26 protein-coding genes are annotated in these 26,706 nt (G+C 64.0%); 14 read left to right on the forward strand and 12 right to left on the reverse strand.

Going from position 1 to position 26,706, the window contains the following annotated elements:
* Together AC1DT7_RS03070 and AC1DT7_RS03075 are read right to left on the reverse strand one after the other, a co-directional pair.
* A complete protein-coding gene (locus AC1DT7_RS03070) occupies positions 1-972 on the reverse strand; it encodes an agmatine deiminase family protein (RefSeq protein WP_478034128.1) in 972 nt (323 codons plus the stop codon).
* Between the two features lies 1 nt (position 973).
* Complete coding sequence (locus AC1DT7_RS03075; protein WP_478034249.1) at positions 974-2,602, reverse strand: M28 family peptidase; 1,629 nt, start codon at positions 2,600-2,602, stop codon at positions 974-976.
* A 163-nt stretch (positions 2,603-2,765) separates the two neighbouring features.
* Here AC1DT7_RS03075 and AC1DT7_RS03080 point away from each other — a divergent pair, with 163 nt between their 5' ends.
* Positions 2,766-4,754 (forward strand): alpha/beta hydrolase family protein, encoded by a 1,989-nt coding sequence (locus AC1DT7_RS03080; protein WP_478034129.1) that lies wholly within the window; start codon positions 2,766-2,768, stop codon positions 4,752-4,754.
* Positions 4,755-4,818: 64 nt separating this feature from the next.
* Here AC1DT7_RS03080 and rpsD read toward each other — a convergent pair whose 3' ends face one another.
* The 3 genes from rpsD to AC1DT7_RS03095 all read right to left on the reverse strand — a co-directional run bounded on the left by rpsD (position 4,819) and on the right by AC1DT7_RS03095 (position 6,302).
* Positions 4,819-5,433, reverse strand: coding sequence for a 30S ribosomal protein S4 (gene rpsD / locus AC1DT7_RS03085; protein ID WP_272623438.1), 615 nt, complete (start codon positions 5,431-5,433; stop codon positions 4,819-4,821).
* A 171-nt stretch (positions 5,434-5,604) separates the two neighbouring features.
* On the reverse strand, positions 5,605-5,853 hold the full coding sequence (locus tag AC1DT7_RS03090) for a hypothetical protein (RefSeq protein WP_478034131.1): 249 nt from the start codon (positions 5,851-5,853) through the stop codon (positions 5,605-5,607).
* 209 nt (positions 5,854-6,062) lie between these two features.
* Complete coding sequence (locus AC1DT7_RS03095; RefSeq protein ID WP_478034132.1) at positions 6,063-6,302, reverse strand: hypothetical protein; 240 nt, start codon at positions 6,300-6,302, stop codon at positions 6,063-6,065.
* Between the two features lie 198 nt (positions 6,303-6,500).
* Here AC1DT7_RS03095 and AC1DT7_RS03100 point away from each other — a divergent pair, with 198 nt between their 5' ends.
* Positions 6,501-6,812 (forward strand): chorismate mutase, encoded by a 312-nt coding sequence (locus tag AC1DT7_RS03100; protein WP_478034134.1) that lies wholly within the window; start codon positions 6,501-6,503, stop codon positions 6,810-6,812.
* Here AC1DT7_RS03100 and AC1DT7_RS03105 read toward each other — a convergent pair.
* The 5 genes from AC1DT7_RS03105 to rpiB form a co-directional block, all read right to left on the reverse strand.
* Complete coding sequence (locus tag AC1DT7_RS03105) at positions 6,809-7,771, reverse strand: TauD/TfdA family dioxygenase (RefSeq protein ID WP_478034135.1); 963 nt, start codon at positions 7,769-7,771, stop codon at positions 6,809-6,811. The two genes, AC1DT7_RS03100 and AC1DT7_RS03105, sit on opposite strands and share 4 nt — an antisense overlap.
* Positions 7,772-7,832: 61 nt before the next feature.
* Entirely contained in the window at positions 7,833-8,579 is a 747-nt protein-coding gene (locus tag AC1DT7_RS03110) for an RNA methyltransferase (RefSeq protein WP_478034136.1), read from the reverse strand.
* 8 nt (positions 8,580-8,587) lie between these two features.
* Positions 8,588-9,049 (reverse strand): transcriptional regulator NrdR, encoded by a 462-nt coding sequence (gene nrdR, locus AC1DT7_RS03115; protein WP_478034138.1) that lies wholly within the window; start codon positions 9,047-9,049, stop codon positions 8,588-8,590.
* Between the two features lies 1 nt (position 9,050).
* The gene (gene glyA / locus AC1DT7_RS03120) at positions 9,051-10,367 is read right to left on the reverse strand and encodes a serine hydroxymethyltransferase (RefSeq protein ID WP_478034140.1); all 1,317 of its coding nucleotides are present in this window, start codon (positions 10,365-10,367) and stop codon (positions 9,051-9,053) included.
* Positions 10,364-10,816 (reverse strand): ribose 5-phosphate isomerase B, encoded by a 453-nt coding sequence (gene rpiB, locus AC1DT7_RS03125; RefSeq protein ID WP_478034142.1) that lies wholly within the window; start codon positions 10,814-10,816, stop codon positions 10,364-10,366. The genes glyA and rpiB overlap by 4 nt, the downstream gene beginning before the upstream one ends.
* Between rpiB and AC1DT7_RS03130 the strand changes: the two genes are divergently transcribed.
* The 8 genes from AC1DT7_RS03130 to AC1DT7_RS03165 all read left to right on the forward strand — a co-directional run bounded on the left by AC1DT7_RS03130 (position 10,815) and on the right by AC1DT7_RS03165 (position 17,212).
* Positions 10,815-11,003 (forward strand): hypothetical protein, encoded by a 189-nt coding sequence (locus tag AC1DT7_RS03130; RefSeq protein ID WP_478034143.1) that lies wholly within the window; start codon positions 10,815-10,817, stop codon positions 11,001-11,003. The two genes, rpiB and AC1DT7_RS03130, sit on opposite strands and share 2 nt — an antisense overlap.
* Positions 11,004-11,142: 139 nt before the next feature.
* Entirely contained in the window at positions 11,143-11,754 is a 612-nt protein-coding gene (locus AC1DT7_RS03135) for a sigma-70 family RNA polymerase sigma factor (protein WP_478034144.1), read from the forward strand.
* Entirely contained in the window at positions 11,751-12,512 is a 762-nt protein-coding gene (locus tag AC1DT7_RS03140; protein ID WP_478034145.1) for an anti-sigma factor, read from the forward strand. Before AC1DT7_RS03135 ends, AC1DT7_RS03140 begins: the two co-directional genes overlap by 4 nt.
* 74 nt (positions 12,513-12,586) lie before the next feature.
* Complete coding sequence (locus tag AC1DT7_RS03145; RefSeq protein ID WP_478034147.1) at positions 12,587-13,141, forward strand: fasciclin domain-containing protein; 555 nt, start codon at positions 12,587-12,589, stop codon at positions 13,139-13,141.
* Between the two features lie 531 nt (positions 13,142-13,672).
* Positions 13,673-14,704, forward strand: a complete 1,032-nt coding sequence (locus AC1DT7_RS03150; RefSeq protein ID WP_478034148.1) for a WD40 repeat domain-containing protein — start codon at positions 13,673-13,675, stop codon at positions 14,702-14,704.
* A gap of 571 nt (positions 14,705-15,275) precedes the next feature.
* Positions 15,276-15,983, forward strand: coding sequence for a dual OB domain-containing protein (locus tag AC1DT7_RS03155; RefSeq protein ID WP_478034150.1), 708 nt, complete (start codon positions 15,276-15,278; stop codon positions 15,981-15,983).
* A 153-nt stretch (positions 15,984-16,136) separates the two neighbouring features.
* Complete coding sequence (locus AC1DT7_RS03160; protein WP_478034152.1) at positions 16,137-16,760, forward strand: DUF488 domain-containing protein; 624 nt, start codon at positions 16,137-16,139, stop codon at positions 16,758-16,760.
* Positions 16,761-16,765: 5 nt separating this feature from the next.
* The gene (locus AC1DT7_RS03165) at positions 16,766-17,212 is read left to right on the forward strand and encodes a DUF488 domain-containing protein (protein ID WP_478034153.1); all 447 of its coding nucleotides are present in this window, start codon (positions 16,766-16,768) and stop codon (positions 17,210-17,212) included.
* A gap of 324 nt (positions 17,213-17,536) precedes the next feature.
* On the opposite strand, the gene AC1DT7_RS03170 is transcribed toward AC1DT7_RS03165, so the two are convergent.
* Positions 17,537-20,728 carry a TonB-dependent receptor gene (locus AC1DT7_RS03170; protein ID WP_478034155.1) on the reverse strand — a complete coding sequence of 1,064 codons (3,192 nt, stop codon included), beginning with the start codon at positions 20,726-20,728 and terminating at the stop codon, positions 17,537-17,539.
* Between the two features lie 246 nt (positions 20,729-20,974).
* Here AC1DT7_RS03170 and AC1DT7_RS03175 point away from each other — a divergent pair, with 246 nt between their 5' ends.
* The 3 genes from AC1DT7_RS03175 (at position 20,975) to AC1DT7_RS03185 (ending at position 23,845) form a co-directional block, all read left to right on the forward strand.
* Positions 20,975-21,685, forward strand: a complete 711-nt coding sequence (locus AC1DT7_RS03175) for a FadR/GntR family transcriptional regulator (protein ID WP_478034250.1) — start codon at positions 20,975-20,977, stop codon at positions 21,683-21,685.
* Between the two features lie 265 nt (positions 21,686-21,950).
* Positions 21,951-23,195 (forward strand): BtaA family protein, encoded by a 1,245-nt coding sequence (locus AC1DT7_RS03180; RefSeq protein WP_478034156.1) that lies wholly within the window; start codon positions 21,951-21,953, stop codon positions 23,193-23,195.
* A 2-nt stretch (positions 23,196-23,197) separates the two neighbouring features.
* A complete protein-coding gene (locus AC1DT7_RS03185) occupies positions 23,198-23,845 on the forward strand; it encodes a class I SAM-dependent methyltransferase (RefSeq protein WP_478034158.1) in 648 nt (215 codons plus the stop codon).
* Positions 23,846-24,005: 160 nt separating this feature from the next.
* On the opposite strand, the gene AC1DT7_RS03190 is transcribed toward AC1DT7_RS03185, so the two are convergent.
* Complete coding sequence (locus AC1DT7_RS03190) at positions 24,006-25,268, reverse strand: dicarboxylate/amino acid:cation symporter (RefSeq protein ID WP_478034159.1); 1,263 nt, start codon at positions 25,266-25,268, stop codon at positions 24,006-24,008.
* A gap of 75 nt (positions 25,269-25,343) precedes the next feature.
* Between AC1DT7_RS03190 and glmM the strand changes: the two genes are divergently transcribed.
* Complete coding sequence (gene glmM / locus AC1DT7_RS03195) at positions 25,344-26,684, forward strand: phosphoglucosamine mutase (protein WP_478034161.1); 1,341 nt, start codon at positions 25,344-25,346, stop codon at positions 26,682-26,684.
* The last annotated feature ends 22 nt before the right edge of the window (positions 26,685-26,706 follow it).

Here is a 26,706-nt window from a genome sequence, read left to right on the forward strand (position 1 = left end):
TCAGGCCGGAATCTGCTGGCTGATGCAGTGGAAGCTGCCGCCGCCGGTCAGGATCGCATCGGCGTGCAGCCCGACGACTTGCCGGTCCGGGAACAGCGCCTGGATCGCCTCGACCGCCGCCGCGTCATTCGCCGCGCCATATTGCGGCACGACCACGGCGGCGTTGCCGATATAGAAGTTCATATAGCTCGCCGGGATGACCTCCTCGTCGCGCAGCACCCGGCCGGGCGAGGGGATGCGGACGATCTCGACATCATGGCGCGCGGCGTCACGCGCCGCGTTCTGATAGACCAACCAGTTGGGGTCATTGTCGTCGGGCTCGGGGATGACGAGCTTGCCCGGCCCCACGAAGCGCGCGAGATTGTCGACATGGCCGTCGGTGTGATCGTGCATCAGCCCGTCCCCGAGCCAGATCACCTCGCTATAGCCAAGGTCCTGCGCCAGCCGTGCCTCGATATCGGCACGCGACAGGCGCGGGTTGCGATTGGGGTTGAGCAGGCATTGCTCGGTCGTGACGACTAGGCCGGTGCCATCGCCGTCGATGGCGCCGCCCTCGAGGATCCAGTCGCAGGTCTCGGTCGTGATGTGCCGCCGCTCGGCTAGGCGCAGGCCGACATCCTCATCGCCGGGCAGGTCGTATTTCCCGCCCCAGCCGTTGAACCGGAAGTCGCGGGCATGGCCGTCGCCGGTGACGATCGCGGCGGTATCGCGTAGCCATATGTCGCCGAACGGCTCGACCACGACCTGCGCGGCATCGCCGGCCAGCGCCCTGGCCGCCCTGGCCGCTTCTTCATCGGCGGCGACGAGCAGCACGCGCTCGCCCTTGCCCTCGGCATGGACGGCACGCGCAAAGGCCGCGACCTCCTCGCGGGCCGGTTCGAGATCGTCCTCCCACAGCTCCGGATGGCTGGGGAAGCCGATCCAGACGGCCTTGTGCGGCGCCCATTCGGCGGGTGGGGTAATCGGGTTCATGTTACTTGGCCTCCGCGCGACTCTTGTCACGGACCGCGCGGAACTCGGCGGTCGGGTACCAATTAGGCCATGTATCGCCGTCTGCAAGAGAGCGGCCCATGGTGTAATAGAGCTTCACGTCCTGTAGCGCGGCGCCCCAGTTCCAGGCGGGGTCATATTCGTCCTGCGGCTTGTGATAGCGATTGGTGTTGTAATCGTCCGCGGCTGCCTTGCCGGCGGCCGGACCGCCGACCATCAGGTCCTCGCCTGCGCTGCCGTCGAGCATCGGCACGCCCAGCTTGGCGAAGCTGAAATGGTCGGACCGGTAATAATAACCGCGCTCGGGCGACGGCTCGGGTGCGATGTGCCGCCCCTGTGCCGCGACCATCGGCTTGACCATGTCCTCCAACTCGGACTTGCCCGCACCGGTGATCACGAAGTCCTTCGCTTCCGGATAGATCTTCAGTGCGTCCATGTTCACCCCGCCGACCGTCTTGCCCAATGGATAGACCGGGTTTTCGGCATAGAATTTGGAGCCGAGCAGGCCGGATTCCTCGGCGGTGACGGCGAGGAACACCTGCGAGCGCTTCGCCGGGCCAGCCTTCTTGTTGGCCTCGGCCATGGCAACCAGGGCGGCAACGCCCGAGGCATTGTCGACTGCGCCGTTGCAGATGTCGTCGCCCTTGATCGCGTCGCAGCGGCCGAGATGATCCCAATGTGCCGAATAGAGCACGACCTCGTCCGGGCGCTCCGTACCGGGCAGGATGCCGATCACGTTCTTCGATGCCTGGCGGCGGATCGTCGTGGTCCAGTTGGCGTTTGCCTTCACGCCCAGCGGCACTGCCTTGAAGCCCTTGACCTTCGCGGCGGCGACGAGCGCGTCGAAATCCTTGCCGGCGCTGGCGAAAAGTGCCTCGGCGGCGGGCTTCTGCATCCAGCCGATTGCCTTGGACTGGTCCATATGGTCGCCGGGCGTGTCCTGCTGGAGCTGCGGGCCTGTCCAGCTCGACTGTACAACGCCCCAGCCATAGGCGGCCGGCTCGGTATCGTGGACGATGATCGCCGCCGCTGCGCCCTGCCGGGCGGCTTCCTCATATTTGTAAGTCCAGCGGCCATAATAGGTCATTGCCCGGCCGCCGAAAGCACCGTCCAGCGTCATGGTCTGCCAGTCGGGATCGTTGATCAGGATGATGACGGTCTTTCCCTTCACATCGAGGCCGGCATAGTCGTTCCAGCCCCGCTCCGGTGCGTTGATGCCGTATCCGACGAACACGACGTCGCTGTCCTTGATCTCGACCTTCGGTACGACCTGATAGGTCGCGATGACCATGTCGGTGCGATAGGCGAGGCTGACCGGCGTCTTTCCCCCGGTGAAGGTCAGCGGCGAGACATTCTCCCCGGTGATCTCCACCAGCGGCACGTCCTGGAACCAGCTGCCATTATTGCCGGGCTTCAGGCCGGCCGCCTTGAAGCGCTCGACGATATAGGCAGTGGTCTTGTCCTCTGCCGGGGTCGCGGGCGCGCGGCCTTCGAATTCGTCAGACGACAGGGTCTTGGTCACGTCCTTCAGGGTCTGGAGCGGGATTTCGGGTGAATCGGGTGCCGCTGCGGTAAGGACGACAGTGGCGGACAACAGGAAAAGGGCGCGCATCATGGCTCCTCCGGATTTTCTGATCGAGCCGCGTTCTGGCAGTGCGCCGGGACAGGCGCAAGCGGCCGGCAGATAGAACCGAAATGGATGAGATTGCCCGGTTGCCGCGACTATGGGCGGCAGTATGTGACAAGTAACATATTGAATCTCGGGGGTGGAATTCATGACTTTCTGGACGATGGCAGCGCTGATGGGGGCGGCCATGGCGCCGCAGGCTGCTCCGCAGCCAGCGCCCGCAGCGAATGAGGCAGCCACCAAGTTCGGCGTACGGGAGAGTGTCGAGCAGATCAGCCTGTCGCCGGACGGCAACAGCATCGCCTATATTCAGCCCACCGGCGCGCGGAGCGCCTCGCTCTACGTGGTCAACATGGCGGACGGTCAGCCCAAAACCGTTTTGAGTTCGTCTGGCGAACCCGACCGGCTGAAGGAGTGTCGCTGGTCGACCAATGTAAGAATCGTCTGCACCATATATATGATCGTGCCCAGCGCCGAGTACGGCCCGTTGGGCTTTACTCGGGTGGTCGGGCTCGATGCCGACGGCAAGAATCTCAAAGTGGTCAGCGCAAGGGATTCGTCGAACGCGCTTGGCTTCACGACAGGTGGGGGCCGGATTATCGACTGGTTGAGCGACGACGCCGATGGCAGTGTGCTTATGACGCGCAGCTATATTCCGGAAATGACGACCGGGACCAGACTTGCCAACAGCCGCGAGGGGTTCGGCGTCGACCGCGTGGATACCAAAAGCCTGAGGCGCGGCGTCATGGAAACGCCCCGGATAGATGCGGAGGAATATATCTCCGATGGCCATGGTGCGGTGCGCATCATGGGTATGCGGCGAACGACGCCAGGCGGCTACGACAAGGCGACGATCAATTATCTGTATCGCAAGCAGGGTAGCCGGGAATGGTTACCGCTTAGCGCGGTGACCGACACGGCTGGGCTGGACGAGGGATTCGACCCCCATGCGGTCGATCATGATCGCAACGTGGCCTACGGCTTCGACGTGCATGAGGGGCATACCGCGCTCTTCTCGATTGCCCTTGATGGTACCCTGAAACGGGAGCTGGTGCTTGCGCGGCCGGACACGGATGTCGACAGCCTGATCAGGATCGGCCGCCAGCAGCGGGTCGTCGGCGCGAGCTATGCGACCGAGCGGCGTCAGGTGGAATTCTTCGATCCGGAACTCAAGAAGCTATCGGCATCATTGTCCAAGGCCTTGCCGGGGCTTCCGCTCGTCGACGTCGTCGATGCGAGCGCTGATGAAAGCAAGCTGCTCCTTTTCGCTGGCAGCGATGTCGATCCGGGGCGCTATTATCTCTTCGACAAAAAGACCCGTCAGCTGGCCGAGATCCTCCCGAAGCGCCCTCAACTCGCCAAAACGACCCTGGCTACGGTGAAGCCGGTCACCTTCCCCGCCGGCGACGGAACGCAGATTCCAGGCTATCTGACCTTGCCGCCCGGCAGCGACGGGAAGAATCTGCCGGCGATCGTCATGCCGCACGGCGGCCCCGGCGCGCGCGACGAATGGGGTTTCGATTGGCTGGCGCAATATTTCGCCAATCGCGGATACGCCGTGCTCCAGCCGAATTTTCGCGGATCGACCGGCTACGGTTCGGCCTGGTTTCAGCAAAACGGATTCAAATCCTGGAAGATCGCGATCGGCGATGTCGACGACGGTGGACGTTGGCTGGTGAAGCAGGGAATCGCCGATCCTAAAAAGCTCGGCATCGTCGGTTGGTCCTATGGCGGCTATGCAGCACTGCAATCTGCGGTGGTGGAGCCGACCTTGTTCAAGGCGGTCATCGCCGTCGCGCCGGTGACCGATCTGGAAGCGCTTCGCAAGGAATCCGAGAATTTCAGCAGCTATAGCCGCGTCGATGCCTTCATCGGCAGGGGCGCGCATGTGCGGGAAGGATCGCCTGCCCAGAATGTCGAGCAAATCCGCGCCCCGGTGCTGATGTTCCACGGCGACGGCGACCGGAACGTCCGCGTCGGCGAGTCGCGCATGATGGCGGCGCGGATGAAAGAGGCGGGCAAGCAGGTGGAACTGGTCGAGTTCCAGAATCTCGACCATTATCTCGACGACAGCGCCGCCCGCATCCGGATGCTCGAGAAAATGGACAGCTTCCTGCGGACGTCGATGAAGTTCTGACCCAATGAAAAAGGGCGGCCCCTTGCGGGACCGCCCTTTGTTCGCTGGGTCGAAGACCGAGGGATCAGCGCGAGTAGAACTCGACGACCAGGTTCGGTTCCATCTTCACCGGATAGGGCACTTCGTCCAGGGTCGGCACGCGGGTGAAGGTCACCTTCGCGCTGCCGTCCGGAGCGACATAGTCGGGGATGTCACGCTCGGCGAGGCTCTGCGCCTCCATCACCAGCGCCATTTCCTGCGCCTTGGAACCCAGCGTGATTTCCATGCCCGGGAAGACGCGGCGCGACGCGATGTTGCACTTCACGCCGTTGACCTTGATGTGACCATGCGAAACGAGCTGGCGCGCAGCGAACACGGTCGGTGCGAACTTGGCGCGGTACACGATCATGTCCAGACGCTGCTCGAGCAGGCCGATCAGGTTCTGGCCGGTGTCGCCCTTCATGCGAGCTGCTTCATGGTAGCATGCCCGGAACTGCTTCTCGGTCACGTCGCCATAATAGCCCTTGAGCTTCTGCTTGGCGCGGAGCTGGATACCGAAGTCGGAAACCTTGCCCTTGCGGCGCTGGCCATGCTGGCCTGGACCGTATTCGCGCTTGTTCACCGGGGACTTCGGACGGCCCCAGATGTTCTCGCCCATGCGGCGATCGAGCTTATACTTGGCGCTGGAGCGCTTCGACATATTATATTCCTTGCAAGTGCCAACAACGAGACCGACCCGGAAGGGGCGATCAATATCCGGTCATCGCTCTGCCATTCTCGAGAGAATCGGGCAGGGCCACCGCTTCACCGGAGTGCGGGGCCTTTTGCGAAGGGGCGGCCTCTTGCAGAAAGAGACGCCGCGGTCAACCTGCTATTGGCGGTCTGTGGCTGCATTGCCTCCGCGCCGGTCGGCGTACCATTGCGACGCCTTGCGATTATTCTCGTCGATTGCGGCCCATTCCGCCTTCGTGTGGCATTCGGGCTTAGACATCCTCGACCCGGTCGATGCTGCCCGGCGGCAGATTTTCTTGTCGGGGTCGACCGGCTTTTCATCCTTGGCGAAGGCCGGAACCGACGAGAGCATGAAGCAGGTGAGTGTCAAGGCGGCAAAGGTACGCATGATTTTCCCCGGAGTCGAAAAACGACATAATAATTGCCGCAAGGCGGCGCAGACCGAAGACCTATCGTCGTGTGAAGATGGTCGCAAGAGCTGATAAAGTGACGGTAAATCAGGTCCCGGCACATTATGGGCGACCATTCCACCGCACGCCGTTGCGACGCCCCTCGTCTTTAGGAACGTCGCCGATGCAGGGTATGCGGGTGAGGTTTTCAGTGCCCGGCGCTGGAACGCCGATCGGAGAATCGCTGCGCTGCCTCGCTATTGGCGTCGTCGATGTTCTTCCATTCGGCCCTGGTGTGGCACTGGCGTTTGCCGCCGATGATCGATCCGGTAGCCTCGGTGCGGCGGCAGATCTTCTTGTCGGGGTCGGCTGGCTTGTCGTCCTTGGCGATGGCGGGAACTGACGAGAAGATGAGGCACGTGAGCGCCACGGTTGCAAAAGAACGCATGATGAAGCTTTTCCTCTGGATTCTGAACGAGTCGCCCGCGTCGTAACGCGGCATGGCGAGCAGAAGTAGCTTCAGCTCGCGGGCCCCGCAAGAGACTATAAAATGACGATTAAATGATAAAACACTGTCCCGGATCGGTCGTTTCCGCTGTCGCATTACCGATGCTGGACAGTTGTTCCAGCGGCGCTATCAGGCCGCATGACTGAAACGACTCTGGCTGGTGCCGACTGTTCTACCATGATCGAGGTGCGCGCTGGCGTTGATCAGGTCGATCGCGAGCTGATCGCGCTTCTTGCGCGCCGCTTCGCCTATATGGATGCGGCCGCGCGCATCAAGACCGAGCGTGGCGCGGTGCGCGATGAAGCGCGCAAGGCACAGGTGATCGCGAACGCCCGCGCAGCGGCCGAAGCGGGGGGCCTGCCGGGTGCCGAAATCGCCGATCTGTGGGACAGGTTGGTCGAGATTTCTATCGCTTATGAGATGAAGGCGTTCGACCGTCGGGGCGGTTAGACCAGCGACGACGGACGCGGCGGCCAGAACCTGCCCTGCCGCCATGGCGGGTCCGGTGGCCCCTCCGGATCGGGCAGGGCGAAGTTGAGATAGCCGAAATAGGAGGCGATGAGCCGTCCGTCGCCTTTCGCTACTTCGGTTCGGCCGTGCAGGAACCGGGTATTGTCCAGCATCAGGATGTCGCCGCGTCGCCACACCACAGCAGCGCTGAGATCGTCACCGATATCCCTGATGATATCGGTCCATGCCGACGGGACGAGGGTGTCGTCGTCGAGCAGCGGGAAATCCCAGCGGTCGATGCCGTAGCGCGCGAACAGCAGGAAATTGCCGAAGGCGGGCCGGTCTGTGAACATGGGAAGGTGGAAGAAGGGGCGGTCGAAGCTGTACAGCACATCCTCGCCCAGTCGTTCGAAGGTGAATGGGCAATAGGCTGGGGGGGCGGCAAGCTGCCGGTCGGAGGGCCCGGTCGTGTCGAACCACAGCCGCAACTGCTCGGGTTTCGCGCGCCGGGTATAGCGCAGCCGGCGTGCCGCCATCTCCTCGCGGAGCGCGGCGGGAAGCCGCTCGACGATCGCGCTGCCGTCGCAGAGGGTCGTCGCGCCGAGCCGGCGCGGCGGGTTGAGGCAGGCGAAGAAGCAGACATCGGGCTTCCAAGGTTCGCGCGATAGTTCCGGGTGGAGCGGGAACGCCACGGTTCCGAGGCTGACCGACTGGATATTGCGCGAATCGTCGAGCAATTGCCGGCTGCGGCTTTCGTTGAAGACCGAGCCTGAGCAGAATTGTGCGGTGAAATGGCCGAACGTGTCGAGGTCCGTCGCGAAGCCGCGCAGCAGCAGTGCGCCATGCCGTTTATAGGCGTCGACGATCGTTTCCGCCGGTACGTCGAGCGGGGTCTTCTCGCCGGTGGCCCGGATAGTCAGATAAGGCGTATCCGCGCTGGGCGGAATGAGGGCGGCCATCTATGGGTGTCGGGCTCTCGCTGGTGAAGGCGCCCGGCATAATGGCAATCGGTGGTACGGGCTAGCGCCTGGGCAGGGTCTTTGGCCGCTTGGCGCCCGCCAGTGCCGACAGGACACCGCGCAGGGTGCGCACTTCCTGGCTCGACCAGCCGGGCTTGGTCAGCAGGGTGCGGAGCGTCCGCCGCGTGACGGGGGTCCGGTCGGGCGGGAAGAAGAAGTTCGCATCCTCGAGCATCGCATCGAGCTGAAGGATCATGCCCTCGAGTTCTTCCTGCGGCGCGGGAAGCGGCAGGTCGGTCTCGGGCGGGGAGGCGAGGGCGATGCGTTTCGACCATTCATAGGCGACGAGGATCACCGCCTGGGCGAGATTGAGCGAGCCGAATTCGGCGTTGATCGGCACGGTGATGATGGTGCGGGCCAGGGCGACGTCGTCGGTTTCCAGCCCCGAGCGTTCCGGGCCGAACAGGATCGCGGTGCGGCCGGCCGAGGCGTGGATCGCGGTGGCGGCATCGTCGGGCGTGACGACGGGCTTGGTCACGCCGCGCTTGCGGACCGTGGTCGCATAGACGGTGGGGCAATCGGCCACCGCCTCGGCGACGCTGGCGAAGACCTGGGCCCGTTCGAGCACCACGTCGGCGCCCGAGGCGGCGGGGCCGGCGGAGGGGTTGGGCCAGCCGTCGCGGGGGGTGACGAGGCGCATTTCGGTCAGGCCGAAATTGAGCATGGCGCGGGCGGCCTTGCCGATATTCTCGCCGAGCTGGGGGCGGACCAGGACGATAATGGGGGGCGGGGCCGGATACGGGGCCATGGTCGCGGTCACCCCTTGGCGACCTCGTTCACATTGCCAGCAAACTCCTCGAAGTCCTTGGCTTCGCGGAAATCCTTATAGACGCTGGCGAAGCGGATGTACGCGACCGAGTCCATGCCCTTGAGCGCGTCCATCACCATCTCCCCGATGCGCTTGGAGGGGATCTCGTTCTCGCCCTGGGTCTCGAGCTGGCGCTGGATGCCGGAGACGAGCTTTTCGAGGCGCAGCGCGTCGATCGGGCGCTTGCGCGCCGCGATCGAGACCGAGCGGAGCAATTTCTCGCGGTCGAACGGCTCGCGCTTGTCCTCGCTCTTGATCACATAGAGCTCGCGCAGCTGGATGCGCTCGAAGGTGGTGAACCGCGCCGCGCAGCCCTCGCACTGGCGGCGCCGGCGGATCGCGGCGCCGTCCTCGGTCGGGCGGCTGTCTTTTACCTGGCTGTCTTCATGGCCGCAGAACGGGCACCTCACATCACACGCCTTCCGGGTAGATCGGGAAGCGCGCGCACAGCGCCAGCACGCGCTCGCGCACGGCGGCCTCGACCTGGGCGTCGCCCTGCTCGCCATTCTTGCGCAGGCCATCGAGCACGTCGGCGACCATGTTGCCGATCTCGCGGAACTCGGCGGGGCCGAAGCCGCGCGTGGTGCCGGCGGGCGAACCCACGCGGATGCCGCTGGTCTTGGTCGGCGGCAGCGGATCGTTGGGGATGCCGTTCTTGTTGCAGGTGATGCCCGCGCGCTCCAGCGCCTCGTCGGCGTCCTTGCCGGTCACGCCGAGCGGGGTGAGGTCGATCAGCGCGAGATGCGTGTCGGTGCCGCCCGAGACGACTTCCGCGCCGCGCTCCTTGAGGGTCGCGGCGAGGATCTTGGCGTTCTCGACCACCGCGGCGATGTAGCTCTTATAATCGGGCTGGAGGGCCTCGCCGAAGGCTACAGCCTTGGCGGCGATGACGTGCATCAGCGGGCCGCCCTGGAGCCCCGGGAACACCGCCGAGTTGATCTTCTTGGCGATGGCCTCGTCATTGGTCAGCACCATGCCGCCGCGCGGACCACGCAGCGTCTTGTGCGTGGTGGTGGTCACGACATGGGCGTGCTCGAGCGGCGACGGGTGAAGGCCGCCCGCCACGATGCCCGCGAAATGCGCCATGTCGACCATGAAGATCGCCCCGACCTCGTCAGCGATGGCGCGGAACTTCGCGAAATCGATCTGGCGCGGATAGGCCGAGCCGCCGGCGATGATCAGCTTCGGCTTGTGCTCGCGCGCAAGGCTGGCGACCTGGTCGAAATCGATCAGGTGCGTGACCGGATCGACGCCGTAGGCGACCGCGTTGAACCATTTGCCCGACATGGCGGCCTTGGCGCCGTGGGTGAGATGGCCGCCGGCATCGAGGCTGAGGCCCATGATCGTCTCGCCCGGCTTGACCAGCGCGAGCATCACCGCGCCGTTCGCCTGCGCGCCCGAATGCGGCTGAACGTTGGCGAAGCCGCAGTTGAACAGCTTCTTGGCGCGCTCGATCGCGAGGGTCTCGACTTCGTCCGACGGCGCGCAGCCCTGGTAATAGCGCTTGCCGGGATAGCCCTCGGCATATTTGTTGGTGAAGACCGAGCCCTGGGCCTGGAGCACCGCCTTGGAGACGATGTTCTCGCTGGCGATCAGCTCGATCTGGGTCTGCTCGCGCGTCAGCTCATGCTGCACGCCGCCGAACACCGCCGGATCGGCGTCGGCAAGGCCGCGGGTGAAGAAGCCGTCGGGCTGGACGTCGTGCAGGCTGCGGGGATTCGTGCTCATGCGGGTTCCTTCGCGAAGCTGGGGGCGCCGAGCATCTCGACGCGCGGGGAGTGACGGCCACCGGCGAATTCGGTGGTCAGGAAAGCGGTGACGCAGGCCCTGGCCATGTCCTCACCCGTCAGGCGGGCACCCATGGCGAGGATGTTGGCGTCGTTATGCTCGCGGCACAGCGCCGCCGACAGCGGCTCGCCGACCAGCGCGCAGCGGGCGTCGGGATGGCGGTTGACCGCGATGGAGATGCCGATGCCCGAGCCGCACAGCGCAATGCCGCGATCGGCCTTGCCGCCCGCGACATGCCCGGCCAGCGCATAGCCATAATCGGGATAATCGACCCGCGCGTCCGAATGGGGGCCGAGATCGGCGACCTCATGCCCCTGTTCCCCAAGCCATGCGACCAGCAGCTCCTTCAGGGCGAAGGCGGCGTGATCGGATGCTATGGCGATGCGCATGAACGGCGCGCTCCTTATAAACGGTATCGGCGTAAACGGTATCGGCGGAAGCGGATGCGGGGGCCTTTACGCAAAGCGCGCGGCGAACGCCACCCGCTTGCGGATGCTTTATCAGGCTGTTGAGAAAACCTTCGTCATTCCCGCGCAGGCGGGAATCCATAAGCTTGGCGCTCTGGTATCGCACTGAAACGCAATGAGCTATGGATCCCCGCCTGCGCGGGGATGACGATTGAGGTCGGTCCGAATCATCTTTTTCAACAGCCTGTTATATCGCGGGCGTCACGGCCGGGAAATAACGACCGGATATCGGCGGGCGGGATTGCCGCATGGCCCCGGCACAGGCTAGCGTCGCCACCGTGACGGATTCGCCCCAAGCCGCTGTGCAGCCATCAAGCGACGCGCGGCTGAAACTGGTCGAGGCACTGGTGCGCACGGGCCATGAGGATCGCGCCGCCTTTCGCGACCTTTATTCCCTCACCTCGGCGAAGCTTTTCGGCATCTGCCATCGTATCTGCGGCGAAAGGCAGGCGGCGGAAGATGTGTTGCACGACGTGTACCTGACGATCTGGAAGCGGGCGGGCGCCTATGAGCCGCACCGGGCCAGCCCGATCACCTGGCTTGCCACGATCGCGCGGAACCGCGCGATCGACTGGCGCCGGGCGCAGGGCGTGCGCCGGTCGACCCCGATCGAGGACGCGCCGCCGATCCCCGACGACGCGCCGCTCGCCAGCGAGACGATGGTCGCCGACGAGGAGGCGCACCGGCTGCATGGTTGCCTGGACACGCTGGACGATCGCCAGCGCGGCGCGATCCGCACCGCCTTTTTCGACGGTGTCACCTATGCCGAACTGGCCGAGCGTGAATCGGTGCCGCTCGGCACGATGAAGAGCTGGGTCAGGCGCGGCCTCGCCAGGCTGCGGGAGTGCCTGGAGCGATGAGCGACGATCGCACCCCAGGCGTGCCCGAAGACGACATGCCCGATGTCGCGGCGGCGGAGCTGGCGATCGGCATCCTCGACGGCGAGGACCGCGCGGTCGCGCTGCGCCGCGTGCTGGCCGAGCCGGGCTTCGCGCAGCAGGTCGAGCGGTGGCGGCAGGATCTGGGGGAGTTGTTCGACGTCTGGCCGGAAATGACCGCGCCCGCCGGCGTGCTCGAGCGGGTCGAGTGGACGATCGACGGCCCGGCCGCGATGACCGTGCCGACCCCGCCGCAGCGCCGTTTCTTCTGGCCGGCGGCCGCGGGCCTTTCCAGCGTGGCGGCGGCCGTGCTGCTGCTGTTCATCGTGCTGCGCCCGATCGAGCGCGCGCCGCGCCCGGCCCAGCCGAGCGCGGCCCCGACCGAGACGATCGCCGCGACCGCGCCGTCGATGCTCGTCGCCTCGATCGCCCCGACCGAGAAGGGCACGCCCGTCACGGCGGTGTATGATCCGTCCTCGGGCGCGCTGCGCCTGACGCCGGCGGCGCTGGCCGATGCGAACCGCAGTGCCGAGCTGTGGGTGATCGGCGGCGACGGGGTGCCGCATTCGCTGGGCCTGTTGCGATCGGCCGGCGCGACGCGCTTCGCGGTCAACCAGGCCAATCGCGCGCGCCTGGCGGCGGGCGCCACGCTGGCCGTGTCGCTCGAGCCGATCGGCGGTTCGCCAACCGGCCTGCCGACCGGACCGGTGGTCGCGACGGGCGCGCTCTCCCAGGTCTGACGGCGTGCGTCCTTATCGGAGCTGACCCGTACCTGTGCCATGCCCCGATCCGGGGCGCGTACAGGAGAACCCCTATGCACCGACCCTTTCGTGCAGCGATCGTCGCTGCCGCCATCGCGGTGAGCGCCGCGTCGACCCTTTCCGCCCAGACCAATCCGATGGTCGGCGGCGCCGCGATGTATCCGACGAAGACCATCGTCGAGAATGCTGTCAATTCGAAGGACCACACCACCCTGGTCGCCGCGGTGAAGGCAGCCGGGCTGGTCGAGACCCTTAGCGGCCCCGGCCCGTTCACCGTGTTCGCGCCGACCAATGCCGCCTTTGCCAAGCTGCCCGCCGGCACGGTCGACACGCTGCTGAAGCCCGAGAACAAGGGCATGCTGACCGGCGTGCTGACCTATCATGTCGTGCCGGGACGCATCACCGCCGCCGACATCGCGGCCAATGCCAGGGCGCATATGGGCAAGGCCAGCTACAAGACCGTCCAGGGCGGCATGCTGACCTTCATGAAGAGCGGCAAGGGATGGGTGGTCAAGGACGCCAAGGGCGATGTCGCCAGGATCACCATCGCCAATGTTATGCAGTCGAACGGCATCATCCATGTCATCGACACGGTGCTGATGCCCTGACCGCCGAAAAAATTTGCGCTTGTATGCATCCGACTGACTCGATGTGCGTATTACCCTGCGTCTTTCCTTCCCAAGCGAAAGGCGAGTAACCAGGCGCCGCATATTCCCCCTCCTTTACGGCGCTACGCGTATGGACCTGCCGGTTTCCCCCCTTTGCCGGCAGGTCCTTTCGGGGGGGGCGTGACATCGTTTGGGAGCGATGCGTCCGGCAGGCGCCGCCCTAGACCCCGCCATTCTGGTACCATCTGATAGGTGCCGTAACCGGCTATTCATCAGCGCTCTGCAAGTTGCCGGTTCATTCGGACTGGACCGGTCATGCGATATTTAATCAGCTTAGCGGTTTCTATCCTCGCCATGGCGCCCGTGGCGCCCATGGCTCCTGTTGCGGTCGCTGCGCGCCCGAGATCGGCGTGCGGCGTCGCCGGGCAAGACTTTATGCCGATCGGGGGTGGGCCCTTGGCCTTTGTGGCAGTCCATTGCCTCGAACTTCCTCATCAGGTCTCCAGAGGTGCGTCGCCACCAGCACCGTCAATGGATCGGAAAGCCTTCTTCACATTTGAAGTGGGCAGCGGTCTGTGGCTTGGCGAAACCAGCCCCAAAGCAACGGTGCGCAACATCGAGGCTGACGTAACAGCCTTGAATGCAGTCGCCCATCAGCAGCCATTTACATGGTCCGATCACGGGCACTCCGTCTTCGGAGTGAGGCAGAGTATCATGAAGCCTAGAGGCGGTTGGGCGCTTGGGCCGCTGAGACCGTTTATCGCCTCGATCAACGGGGAGGTCCGCTTACTCCCAGCACTCGCAAGCCCCGTAGGCCCCCTGGATGAGGTTCATTGGATCGGTAATGCGGGCCTTGCGATCGCATTGTTCGGCGCGAAGGGTAGCTACTATCGACCGGAGCATCCTGATCCGCGCCCGACGATTGCCTTGGTCGATGCTCGTGCCGGGCGAATACTCCAGTCCCTTCCTCTTGCCGACCTGACGCCACCAAATCCCTTGGTGCACGGCATAAATCAGGTTGCATGGCGGGTTGATCGACGTGGTAGCGTCGACGCCCTGATAACGCTCGCGCCCGATCGCTGGATATTGTGGGAGCAGGGAAAGAAGCCCCGCAGAGTGCCGATCGACGTCAAGCCATGGCACAGTCCATATGCGCTTAGTCCAGACGGTCAGTCGGTTTTGATCATGCGCGGCCTGAGTGCCACGGGTGCGATCTGCGAGCGCAATCCGAAGTGCCCACCACCAACGCCGAGCAATGGTGCAATCGCCGAACTTCGAAACATTCGTAGCGGGAAGGTGATCTGGTCGCTCAAGGGGGCAGCGGCTACGTTTTCGAACGACGCCATGCCCGCGATCAGTCCGAACGGTCGCTATGCGTTGATTTCCATGCCACGCGGCCACCAACGCGAAACTGCTGCTCTCATCGAGATCGCATCGGGAAAAGTTCTACAGCAGGTGCCTAGCTCGGGCGCTTTTCATAGTAAGTTTGGTTTTTCCTCGGACAGCAGGATTGCCTGGGTCAGTGGATATTCGCGACTGGCAGAATATCGGATCAGACAATGACGCGGGGAGGTTCGAAGGGCGGCTGTCGTGGACGCCGCCACGGACATAAGTGACCTTGGTCCCGCCCCTGCGATAATTAGTAAACTGTCACCGTTTCTCTGAGCAACATCGATTTCGTGCTCACGGTCGGCGATGATGAGGACGTCTATCTTGCCTGCGAGTGCAAGCGGTTGAGCGTGCCGTACGAGACCGGCGTGCGGGGCCTCGTTGGCGATATGTCGATGAAGGGCTCATGCGGTTTGTCACCGGTCAATATTCAAAGGGCCTGCCTTTGGCCATGATGTTGGGTTACGTGATGAACAGCCGCTCTGATCGAGCGCGCAGGGGCGTCAAACGCGCAATGGCAGTCCGCTCGGCGGCGATTGGGCTCCAATCGGAAGACGATATTGCGGTGGGCGACGGCCAGTCTCTGCGGTTTCGTACGACACATGCTTGCATGCCCGGTCACCGCATAGAGGTGATGCATAACTTGCTGGCTTGGCCTTAACGCAGGAGCGACATCGTCTCGGCGGCTCGCTATACTTGAAAATCCTTTTGCCGTCACAGATATTGACAGGGGGGATTGAGCGCCATGCCGACTTACAATTTGATCATCACCGACGTGACCCGATATGGCGATTTGTTTTGTGTGGCGGGATGGGATTTCGACAACGGCGGTATGATCCGGCCGGAGCCGTCCACTGCCCATGCTGTCGCGGAAGCCTCGCGATTCTGGACTGGGCAGCACGCTGGTCCGGGTAAGTTTTTTGCGGTCGGAAACCAGGTCCGCTTCAACGCTGGTATGCCGCCGGCCAACTTTCCGTTTCCGCATGCCACGGAAGATCGGCTTGTCGTTCCTGGCAACAGCGCGGTGACAGGTCAGATGACCGCTGCACAGATGGTGCAGTCCGTGGCCCCCGGTATATCTGCCTCGCTCGAAGATGTCTTTGGGGGCCAACTCCATAGAGCGCATTCCGGAAAAGCCCATGTGGCCGCAGGCACGCATACACGCTCGCTCGATGCCATCGAAATAGATCCGGGTGACATCGACTTTTATGAGGACAATCCTAAGCCAAGCAAACGCCAGCTACGTGCTCTGATCGATCACCACGGTATCGAATATGATTTCTCCGTGCCCGCGGATGCCGCCAAGGCCCGCTTCCTCGCTGGAGGTGTGGCAGCACTGCAGGCCGATGCTCAGGCGAGTCAAACCATCCATGTCCGCCTGGGTTTGTGTCGGCCCTTCGCGGCGATGCCCAATTCCTGCTACGCTCAGGTCAACGGACTGCATTTCCTGTAGGCGCGTGGCGCCATCAGAAGACCTGCTCGCGACTGAAATCATCACTTACGCTCCAAGAGCGCTGGTCCCGCGCGCCTGTCGTCGGTAAGCTCATGAAGCCATAGCAACGGATATCGTGACGAACGGGCTGTCATGGTATGAAGGAGGCCAGGGTTGGCGGATGCAGCTGTAGAAGTTCTGACAATTGGGCATTCGACTCTTCCCTATGAACGCTTCTTGGCGCTTCTGCGCCAGGCTTCGGTCACGGCAATCGCCGATGTAAGAACCGCCCCCTTTTCGCGGCTCTTCCCACACTTCAATCGGGATAGCCTGCGCAATGAGTTGCGTTTGGACGACGTCGCGTATGTATTTCTCGGCGAAGAATTAGGGGGGCGTCCGAAGGGCGAACGCTTTTTCTACAACGGCGTGGCCGACTACGAGAAAATGGCTGAAACAGATATTTTTGCGCGGGGCTTGGAGCGCGTCATCGAGGGCGCAAAAAAATATCGCATCGCCATGATGTGTTCGGAGCATAATCCTCTGGATTGCCATCGCTGTCTGCTGGTGGGACGGGCGCTTCAGGAGCGAGGCGTGACCGTTCGGCATATCTTGGGAAGCGGAGAGATCGTCGATCAACGGCAGGTCGAGGAAAAGCTGATGGAGATGTCGGGCAGGAGCGATATCGACCTTTTCGAGCCGCCGGCGAAGCGACTGGCCGCTGCCTATCGGGATAGGGCGATGAAGGTCGCATTCTCCGAAAGGCCGGATAATGCCCGAAGATCGCCGGTTGAGGAGTAGGTGATTTGAGTAAAGTTGATCTGGCGACAATTGGCTTCACCAAGTCGACGGCGGAGAGGTTTTTCGAACGACTGAAAAATGCGAGAGTCGAAAAGGTTATTGATGTTCGGCTGCATAATACCTCGCAACTCGCCGGGTTCGCCAAAGCCGACGATCTCGCTTTTTTTCTGAAAGAGATTTGCGGAGCGCAATATACGCATCAGCCGCTTCTTGCGCCGACCGATGACATTTTGAAGGCGTTCAAGCGCGACAAGGGCGATTGGAATATCTACGAACATTCCTTCATGCGGCTGATGGAACAGCGTAAGATCGAAAATAGACTCAAGCCTGACATGTTTCAGGGTGGCTGTCTCCTATGCTCCGAGGATAAGCCGCATCATTGTCATCGACGCCTCGTTTGTGAGTATCTAAACAACCGCTGGAACGGTGCGTTGAAGGTTCGCCATATTTAGTCCTGCCTTCGGCTAGGATTCATAGAATTAAGCGGGGCCTCCGCTTATTATCCGTTAATTCTAACAGCAGCAGCCAATTAGAAAATCCACAAAAAACCGGTCGTTCGTATCCGCGCCGGAAATTGATAAACGAACGACAGGTTTGGACCAGCCGCAAACGAGGTTGGGAGATTCGGGGTCACTATACTCATCTGTCCTTGGCAGATGACTTCGCCGAGAGCGCCGAAGATATTGCATAGTTCCCGAATCAATTCTCGTCTCAAAGGGACGCGCAAAAAAAGGGCCGGCGCCACCACGCCGGCCCAGTTTTGCCCGAGGGGTGGGCTAGAAGCTGCCGCGCAGCCCGACCAGCAACTGACGCCCGGGCTTGTATTGAGTGAAGGTCGCGTTGCTGAACTGGAAGTGGGACCTCAGCGTCGCGTCGGTGAAATTCGCGAGGTTGATCGTCAGCTGGGGCGCGTTCCTGATGCCCAGCAGCTTGTCCAGATCGAAAGCGGACGAGAAGTCGAACTGCTGGTAATCGTCGTTGAACAACCCTGCGGCGGCGATGCCGTTCTGGTTCGCGCCACTGCTCTGCGATCCTTTGCGGAAGGTCGTCGAGACGCGCAGCATGATGCCGTTCTTTTCATAATAGCCGGTGATATTATAGGTGTAGGGCGCGACGCCGAACGCCTGGGCGGCGCCCTGGCTGGTCTGATCGACGATCGTCGCATTGGCGTTGAAGCCGAAGCCGGTGACGCCGATGAGTTGGGTCGCGAAGTCGAGCGGCTGCACCCACTGGAACTCGAGGCCGTTGATCTTCAGCCGCTCCGGCACATTGACCTGCGACGTGACCTGGACCTGTGCGACGGAAGGACCGCCGCGAAGGTTGATCGCCGTCTGCTGGGTCGGATTCAGCGTGTCATAGGTGATGCCGTACTGAGAGAGGGTCGTGAACGGCACCGTGGTCACGAACTGGTTGGTGAAGCCCTGGATCGACTTGCGGAAGGCGTTGACGCTGATCACGCCTTCACGGCCGGTATAATATTCGAAACCGAAATCGAGATTGTCGGAGATATAGGGCTTCAGCGCGGGGTTCCCGACATTGGCCTGATCGGCCGACGGCGCCCCGAACGAAACGCCGGGCAACTGGGCGGCCGGGTCAGGCCGGGTCATCGTCTTGGAGTAGGCGAAGCGCGCGACCGCATGATCGCCGATCTCATAGGCAAAATTGGCCGCCGGCAGCCAGTTCGTATAGCTGTTCTGGGTGGCGACCTCGCTGACCAGGTTCGGGTAGCGGCTGCCATCAGGCAGCGACGCACCGCCCGCGATGGTGTTGCGCGGATCCGGTAGCGACACGCGGCCTGCGATATTCTGCTCCGTGTTGACGTAGCGTACGCCCAGGTTGAAGCGCAGGTCGTTGCCGCCGAGTTCCTTCCGTCCGCTCACCAGGGCGAAGGCCGATTTGACCTTTTCCCTGATCAGGCCACCGGAAGCGCCGGTATTGGCGCCGCCCGAATCCGGGGCGGCGGCGTGAAACTGGGCATAGTTGGTGGCCGCGGCGAATTTGTCGAAGTCGACCGTCACGAAACCCGCCGGGCCGGGCAGCAGATAGCCCGGCAGCGCACTGTTGGGCACGAGCGACCCGGCATAGGTGACCGGTCCGGTTTTGCCGGCGGTATAGCCCGTGCCGTAGCCCGGATAGCTGGGATAGCCGGCGGGCGCCGCCCCCGGCGCGTTCTTGCCCTCACAGGCCGGCTGCGTGTTGGGTGAGGGCAGGAAGACGCTCGGATTGTTGCCGCACCCTGCATTCTGCCACGCCTGGCTGTTGTCATAGCCGCGAATGCGTCGCGAGGTGTCGTCATAGGCACCGCCGACCTTCACGCTGAGCGCCGCATCGCCCCAGGTCAGGTCGCCGCGAACACCCTTGTTGGAATACCAGCGCCGCTCGTCGGCGATGCTGAGGCGATCCTGCGGATACCAGCCGAAGCTGGTTGGCTTGTTCAGATCGAGCGCGCTCTGGATCGTCGGGATGCCGCCATTGTTGGTGAAGGTCACCGTGTTGCCGACGCCCAGCGGCGTGGTCGCCCCGACCGTCGGGCTTTCCCGGTGGAAATTGCTCTTGCCGTAATTGCCCTGGAGCGAGAGCTTCAGGTTGCTGGCGATCTCATAATCGACACCGGGGTTGATGTTCCAGAGATTGGTCGTCTCGATATAGGGCCGGAATTCGTCGAAAAATTGCACGTTCGCGAAAGTGCCCGACGTCACCGTGCAGCCGGTGCTGCAGTCCGTCTTGTCGAATTTGAGGTTCATCGGAATGATCGAGCCGTTGCGGACGATCCACGCCATGTCCTCCCGGATCAGGTCGTTATGCTTGTAGCCGTAAAGGCCATCCACATAGAAATGCAGTTCGTCGGTGGGGCGCCATTCGATGCTTGCCACGGCGTTGATGCGGTCACGCGAGCCATATTCGGCGGAAGGCCGCCCAAGGCGGGGCAGGAGGCCATTGTCGATCTGCTGGATCGTCGCGCCGGGGTTCTGCGCCAGCAGGAATGCCTGGTTGATCACCGTCCCGGCGACGAGGCCACCGCCCGCGCCTGTCGGCACGACACCGGGGATGGTCCAGTTGCCGCCGCCGGTCTGGTTGCAACTCGCGGCAGAGGAACATTGAGCAGCGGCGATCTGAGCCGGAGTAGGCGTATTCGGGACACCGTTAGTGCTGCCGGCGAGACTTTGCGGTGTCGACAGGGCGGGATTGGTATAGCCAATCGTCTCGTAGCCACGCGTGTCCGTAAAGAAGCGCTGGCCCGATACGCCCGCCAATATGCCGATCGTGTCGTTGTGCCAGCTGCCGATCAGCGAGCCGCGGGTGCCGATCCTGTTCGCTTCGCCGAGCTTCACGCCCTGGATGTTATAGGCGATATAGGATTTGGTGCGGTCGAACGGACGCGCGGAGCGAATGTCGATATTGCCCGCGGCGCCGCCTTCCAGAAGATCGGCCGAATAGCTTTTGTTGACCGTCAGCTTCGTGAAGAGATCGGTCGGGAAGAAGCTGAGGTCGACGGAACGGTCGGTTCCCTGCGCGTCGGTCGCCCCCGACGACGCGACGGCGATGGGCGCGCCGTTAAGGGTAACATTGGTGAAGTTCGAGCCCAGGCCGCGAATGGCGACGTTCGTTCCCTCACCGGTGATGTCGCGGGTGATCGTGATGCCTGGGATGCGGTTGAATGATTCCGCGATGTTGGTGTCGGGGAACTTGCCGATATCCTCGGCGAAGATCGAGTCGCTGAAGTTGGAGGATACGCGCTTGGCGTTCGTCGATTGGGCGAGGCTGTTCCGATATCCGGACACCACGATGTCGCCGGAGGAGTCCTGGGCATCATCGAGAGATCCCGCTGCCGGAACATTATTGGCCTGACCACCTGACGTGGACGGCGCGGTCTGGGCTATGGCCGGCAAGGCGGAAAGGGCGGACAGAGCGGTTGCCGCGAGCAGCGCCACGCGACGTTTTCCGATATCAGAAACGGGCAATTGCATTTCAGATCCCCTCTTCGACGGCGCTATGTTAGCGCTCGCATTCGAATGAATAGTCCGAGTAGTTGACCTGTCAAGCCAGCCGCTCTTAATTGGTAAGGTAGGTTGGTCGGCCATGGCGAGGGTGGACGCCGCACAAGGGTGGTGACAACCAGTGCGGAACCATGACAGAGCACAAAGAGATTCTGGCGGAGAGGAACCATCAAGGACGGTTATACGAGAGCGGCCACGCCGCGCCTTTATGCGCAACTGGCAGACCGCATTGCCGGTCAGATCGCGACGGGGAAGTTCCGGGTCGGAGATCGCCTGCCGTCCGAAAGGGAGCTGTCCCATGCCTTCAATGTGTCGCGACCGACGATACGCGAAGCGCTGATCGCGCTCGAGGTCGATGGTCTCGTCGAGATAAAAATGGGGTCGGGCGTCTATGTGCGCTCGCAGACGCCGCGAACGGGGAAGGCGGCAATGCTCGGCGTCGGCCCGTTCGAGCTATGCGAGGCCCGACGGGCAATCGAGGGCGAGGCGTCCGCGCTCGCTGCGGTGCGCATCACCGACGAGGAATGTGCGGCGCTTGGCGATATTCTCGCCGAGATGGAGGCTGCCGGGGACGATTATGTGCGGGCGGAACATGCCGACTGGCTGTTTCACACGACCATTGCGCGCATTACCCAGAACAGCGCCATGACGTCAGCCGTCGAAGCCTTGTGGGAGGCCCGGTTCTCGTCCCCGCAGCAGCAATTGTTGGCGGACAAGGCGCATGAAGCCGGTGTCGTGCCGCGTCTGGGCGAGCACAGCGCCATCCTCGATGCGTTGCGGACGCGCGATCCGAATGTGGCGAGGGAGGCGATGAGAAACCATCTGACTCGTGTGCTCGATGAGCTCATCGCGGCGACCGAAGTGCGCGAGGCTGCCTTGCTGACCGAAAAGATGCAGGCCCGCCGGCGCATGTTTCAGGCCGGCTGAAGCCTTCCGGCGCCGGCCGCCGCGGTCGCGGTGCATCCATGCCGGATTTCGCGAATGGCCGTTCCCCGGGGTTCGACCCGCGTTCCTCGACGGGAATAATCATGCCCATATCCGTCTCCCGCCGCAGGGTCTTTGTGGTCCGCCAGCCATCGCCCCATCGCGACACCCTTTCATTTTAGACGCGGTGTCGTCATGGAAGCGTCATCGGATTGTCCTAGCGGGGCGTGGGCCCCGCCTGTTGCAGGTCCGCGAGGAGTTGTATGCCATGGCTATCGCCGATCGATCGCCCAATGCTTCCAAGAACGGTGCCGTGCGTGCCGCCGTGCACCGGCATGATCATCTGTCGAAGCAGGGCCTGCTCGAACGCGCCTTTACCTTCGCGTTTCGCGGGCTCGTCTATGCGCAGATCTGGGAAGATCCCGCCGTCGACATGGAGGCGCTGGCCATCACGCCCGACAGCCATGTCGTCAGCATCGCATCCGGCGGGTGCAACGTGCTGTCCTATCTGACGGCCAATCCGCGCGCGATCACCGCGGTCGATCTCAACACGGCGCATATCGCGCTCAACAAGCTGAAGCTGGTCGCCGCGCGCCGCCTGCCCGGGTACGAGGCGTTCCACCGCTTCTTCGGCAACGCCAACAGCCGCGCCAACATCCTTGCCTATCGCACCTATGTGCGCCCGCACCTCGACGAGACGACGCGGCGCTATTGGGAAGGCCGCGACATGATCGGCCGCCGCCGCATCGGCGGCTTCGCGCGCGGCGTGTACAAGCGCGGGCTGCTCGGCAATTTCATCAGCGTCGCGCATATCCTGGCGCGGCTGAACGGCCTGAACCCGAAGGTGCTGCTCAAGGCCAATTCGATCGAGGAACAGCGCGAGATCTTCGACCGCGAGTTCGCGCCGATGTTCGACAAGGCGTTCATCCGCTGGCTGACCGACCAGCCCGCCTCGCTGTTCGGCCTGGGCATTCCGCCGGCGCAGTACGAAGCGCTGGCCGGCGACGAGAAAATGGCGACGGTGCTGCGCGAGCGGCTGGAGAAGCTTGCCTGCGATTTCGACCTGAAGGACAATTATTTCGCCTGGCAGGCGTTCAACCGCGGTTATGGCGACGGCCCCGCGGCGCCGCTGCCGCCCTATCTGCAGCGCGAGCATTATGACGAGATCGTGCAGCGCGTCGACCGGATCGAGGTGCGCCACATCAACTTCACCGATTATCTGCGCAGCCGGGAAGACGCCTCGCTCGACCGCTATATCCTGCTCGACGCGCAGGACTGGATGACCGACGAGCAGCTGACCGACCTGTGGAGCGAGATCACCCGCACCGCGAAGCCGGGCGCGCGCGTGCTGTTCCGCACCGCGGGCGTCGCGACGATCCTGCCGGGCCGGGTGCCGGATGCGGTGCTGGGGCGCTGGGATTACCGGGCGGAGGATTCGCTGGATTATACCCGGCGCGACCGGTCCTCGATCTATGGCGGCGTGCACCTGTACGTGCTGGGCGGCGCTGCCTGAGCATGGATGCAGGCCATGCGGGGCATATGGATGCGATCTACCGGACGCAGCGCCATTTCTACGACCTGACCCGCAAATATTATCTGCTCGGCCGCGACCGGCTGATCCGCGAGCTGGCGCCGCCGCCGGGCGGCAGCGTGATCGAGATCGGTTGCGGCACCGGGCGCAACCTGATCGTCGCGGCACGGGCGTGGCCGGAGGCGCGCTATTACGGGATCGATATTTCCGAGGCGATGCTGGAGACGGCGCGGAAAAATGTCGCCAAGGCCGGGCTGGCCGACAGGATCATGTTCGCCCAGGGCGATGCGACCGCGTTCGATGCGCAGGCGCTGTTCGGCGTGGCCCAGTTCGACCGGGTATTCCAGAGCTATACGCTGTCGATGATCCCCGACTGGCAGGGCGCGATCCGCGAGGGCGCGGGCAAGCTGGCGCCGGGCGGGCGGCTCGACATCGTCGATTTCGGGCAGCAGGAGCGGTTGCCCGGGGCGTTCCACCGGCTGCTGCTGGCGTGGCTGGCGAAGTTCGACGTGGCGCCGCGCGCGACGCTGAAGCAGGTGCTGGACGGGGTTGCGGCCGAGGCCGGGCTGAGCGCGCGGTTCAGGCCGCTGTATCGCGGTTATGCCTGGTCGGCGGGGCTCAGCCGGGGCTGAGGCGGCGCCTCTAGTGGCCGAAGATCAGGTACAGGATGATGATCACCGGGATCGGCACGCCGAGCATCCAGAGCAGACAGCCTTTTCCCACGGTCGATCTCCCTTGTCGTAGCGACGGTGAAACCGGTGGTGCGGCGAATAGGTTCCTGCGCGCCTTGCCTCACTGACGGAGCAGCGCGTCGCCCTCCGTCTCCGGGACCTTGCCGCTGCGGACCGAGACCGAGACGGTCGTCGCGAGATCCATGGTGACGTTGCCGAGGGTGCGGAAGATGTCGGGGATGGTCTCGACCGCGACGAGCAGGCCGAGCGGGGCGACCGGCACGCCCATCGCGATGCAGATCGGCGCGATCGAGGTGACGAAGCTGATCTGCCCGGGCAGGCTGACCGCGCCCATGGTGGTGATGGCGGCGACCGCGACGCCGGCGGCGAGCTGCACCGGGCTGATCGGCACGCCGAACCAATAGGCGACATAGATGGCGACGGCGAGGTTCATCGGCGGGCCGGTCACGCGGAAGATGGCGACGGCGAGCGGCAGGACGACGCCCGAGGTGGCGACGGGCACGCCGAGCCCCTCCGCCCCGCGCAGCATCGCCGGCAGCGAGGCGAGCGAGGATTGGGTGCTGATCGCGACCGCCTGGGCCGGGACCGTCGCGCGCACGAAGCGGCGCAGGCCGACCCGTCCGCCGATCGCGCCGATCGGAAAGGCGGCGATCCACACGACGATGCCGACGCTGGAGACGATCAGCACATAATGCAGCAGCGCGCCGAACGCGGCCGTGCCGGCCTTGGCGCCGACGACATAGGACAAAGCCAGCACGCCGATCGGCGCGAGCCACAGCACCCAGCCGATCACGATCAGCATCGTATCGGCGATTGCCTGGAAGAATTTGGTAAGCAGCAGGCGCGGATCGGCTGGCAGGCGGGTGAGGGCGAAGGCGAACACCAGGGTGAACAGGATCAGCGGCAGGAAGGCGTTGTTGGCGGCAGCGGCGACCGGGTTGTTCGGCACGATCGAGGCGATGAAATCCGAGAAGGGCGGGATGTCGCCGACCGGCGCGGTGGCGCCGAGCGCCGCCCTGAGTGCGGCCGCAGCCTCGGACGGGAGCGGGAACCAGCCGAGCAGCAGCGGCGTCAGGATCGCGGCGAGTGCCGAGAAGAACCAGAGCAGGCTGATGAACAGGGCGAGCGCGCGGCCGGCGACGCGACCGGCACGGGCCGCCTCCGCCGTCGCGGCGACGCCGGTGACGAGCAGCGACACGACCAGCGGGACGATCGTCATCTGCAGCGCGTTGAGCCAGGCGGTGCCGATCGGTTGCGCGATGACGATGCCGGTAGCCGCGGTGCCGGGCGACCAGGCGGCGACGCCAATGCCGATGGCCAGGCCGAGGACCAGGGCCAGGAGAATGCGGGTTGCTTGCGACATGCTCGCCCTTCGACTTATCCGGCGCTATCACGCCATCCTGTAAACGGTGGTGCATAGCTGAACGGACGCGCTGACATGGCAAGAAAATATTTCGGCACCGATGGGATTCGCGGGGCGACCAACGTCTCGCCGATGACGGCGGCGATGGCGATGAAGGTCGGCATGGCGGCCGGCGCGCATTTCGTGCGGGGCGACCACAAGCACCGCGTGGTGATCGGCAAGGATACGCGGCTGTCGGGCTATATGCTGGAAAACGCGATGGTGGCGGGGTTCACCAGCGTGGGCATGGACGTGGTGCTGGTCGGCCCGATGCCGACGCCGGCGGTCGCGATGCTGACCCAGTCGATGCGCGCCGACCTGGGCGTGATGATCTCGGCCAGCCACAATCCTTATGCCGACAATGGCATCAAGCTGTTCGGGCCCGATGGCTACAAGCTGTCCGACGCCGACGAGGAGGCGATCGAGGCGCTGATCGATGGCGAGGTGCCGCTGGCGGCATCGCCCGATATCGGCCGGGCGCGCCGCGTCGAGGATGCGCGCGGGCGCTATATCCATTTCGCCAAGTCGACCTTTCCGGAGCATCTGCGGCTCGATGGCCTCAAGATCGTGGTCGATTGCGCCAATGGCGCCGCCTATCAGGTCGCGCCCTCCGCCCTGTGGGAGCTGGGCGCCGAGGTGATCGCGATCGGCACCTCGCCGAACGGCAAGAACATCAATGACGGGGTCGGCTCCACCGCGCCGCAGGTGCTGTGCGAGACGGTGGTCGCGTCGGGCGCCGCGATCGGCATCGCGCTCGATGGCGATGCGGACCGGCTGATCGTGGTCGACGAGCTTGGCCATGTCGTCGACGGCGACCAGCTGATGGCGACGATCGCCAGCGGCTGGGCGCGGCGCGGGCGGCTCGCCAATGGCGGGCTGGTCGCGACGGTGATGTCGAATCTGGGGCTGGAGCGGCATCTCGCGACCCAGGGCATCAAGCTGATCCGCACCAAGGTGGGCGACCGTCATGTGCTCGAGGCGATGCGGGCGCAGGGGTATAATGTCGGCGGCGAGCAGTCGGGGCACATCATCCTGTCGGATTATGCGACGACCGGCGACGGGCTGGTCGCGGCGCTGCAGATCCTGGCCGAACTGGTCGAGAGCGGCCTGCCGGCGAGCGCGCTGCTCCACCGGTTCGAGCCGCTGCCGCAGCTTCTCAAGAATGTCCGCTTCAAGGGCGGCAAGCCGCTGGAGGCGGAGGCGGTGAAGGCGGTGATCGCCGAGGCGGAGGCGGAGCTGGACGGCAAGGGCCGGCTGGTGATCCGCCCTTCTGGGACCGAACCGGTGATCCGGGTGATGGCCGAGGGTGACGATCCGGCGCAGGTCGAGCGGGTGGTGGACCGGATCTGCGACGCGGTGCGCGTGGCGGCGGCTTAGCTCCCCTCCCACTTGTGGGAGG

The organism is Sphingomonas sp. P3_C6 (assembly GCF_056402595.1).

Bases quoted from the DNA above. Each gene is read 5' to 3' on its own strand.
- AC1DT7_RS03070 (WP_478034128.1), bottom strand. From the start codon at position 972: ATGAACCCGATTACCCCACCCGCCGAATGGGCGCCGCACAAGGCCGTC.
- AC1DT7_RS03075 (WP_478034249.1), bottom strand. From the start codon at position 2,602: ATGCGCGCCCTTTTCCTGTTGTCCGCCACTGTCGTCCTTACCGCAGCG.
- AC1DT7_RS03080 (WP_478034129.1), top strand. From the start codon at position 2,766: ATGACTTTCTGGACGATGGCAGCGCTGATGGGGGCGGCCATGGCGCCG.
- rpsD (WP_272623438.1), bottom strand. From the start codon at position 5,433: ATGTCGAAGCGCTCCAGCGCCAAGTATAAGCTCGATCGCCGCATGGGC.
- AC1DT7_RS03090 (WP_478034131.1), bottom strand. From the start codon at position 5,853: ATGCGTACCTTTGCCGCCTTGACACTCACCTGCTTCATGCTCTCGTCG.
- AC1DT7_RS03095 (WP_478034132.1), bottom strand. From the start codon at position 6,302: ATGCGTTCTTTTGCAACCGTGGCGCTCACGTGCCTCATCTTCTCGTCA.
- AC1DT7_RS03100 (WP_478034134.1), top strand. From the start codon at position 6,501: ATGACTGAAACGACTCTGGCTGGTGCCGACTGTTCTACCATGATCGAG.
- AC1DT7_RS03105 (WP_478034135.1), bottom strand. From the start codon at position 7,771: ATGGCCGCCCTCATTCCGCCCAGCGCGGATACGCCTTATCTGACTATC.
- AC1DT7_RS03110 (WP_478034136.1), bottom strand. From the start codon at position 8,579: ATGGCCCCGTATCCGGCCCCGCCCCCCATTATCGTCCTGGTCCGCCCC.
- glyA (WP_478034140.1), bottom strand. From the start codon at position 10,367: ATGAGCACGAATCCCCGCAGCCTGCACGACGTCCAGCCCGACGGCTTC.
- AC1DT7_RS03130 (WP_478034143.1), top strand. From the start codon at position 10,815: ATGAACGGCGCGCTCCTTATAAACGGTATCGGCGTAAACGGTATCGGC.
- rpiB (WP_478034142.1), bottom strand. From the start codon at position 10,816: ATGCGCATCGCCATAGCATCCGATCACGCCGCCTTCGCCCTGAAGGAG.
- AC1DT7_RS03135 (WP_478034144.1), top strand. From the start codon at position 11,143: ATGGCCCCGGCACAGGCTAGCGTCGCCACCGTGACGGATTCGCCCCAA.
- AC1DT7_RS03140 (WP_478034145.1), top strand. From the start codon at position 11,751: ATGAGCGACGATCGCACCCCAGGCGTGCCCGAAGACGACATGCCCGAT.
- AC1DT7_RS03145 (WP_478034147.1), top strand. From the start codon at position 12,587: ATGCACCGACCCTTTCGTGCAGCGATCGTCGCTGCCGCCATCGCGGTG.
- AC1DT7_RS03150 (WP_478034148.1), top strand. From the start codon at position 13,673: ATGGATCGGAAAGCCTTCTTCACATTTGAAGTGGGCAGCGGTCTGTGG.
- AC1DT7_RS03155 (WP_478034150.1), top strand. From the start codon at position 15,276: ATGCCGACTTACAATTTGATCATCACCGACGTGACCCGATATGGCGAT.
- AC1DT7_RS03170 (WP_478034155.1), bottom strand. From the start codon at position 20,728: ATGCAATTGCCCGTTTCTGATATCGGAAAACGTCGCGTGGCGCTGCTC.
- AC1DT7_RS03180 (WP_478034156.1), top strand. From the start codon at position 21,951: ATGGCTATCGCCGATCGATCGCCCAATGCTTCCAAGAACGGTGCCGTG.
- AC1DT7_RS03185 (WP_478034158.1), top strand. From the start codon at position 23,198: ATGGATGCAGGCCATGCGGGGCATATGGATGCGATCTACCGGACGCAG.
- AC1DT7_RS03190 (WP_478034159.1), bottom strand. From the start codon at position 25,268: ATGTCGCAAGCAACCCGCATTCTCCTGGCCCTGGTCCTCGGCCTGGCC.
- glmM (WP_478034161.1), top strand. From the start codon at position 25,344: ATGGCAAGAAAATATTTCGGCACCGATGGGATTCGCGGGGCGACCAAC.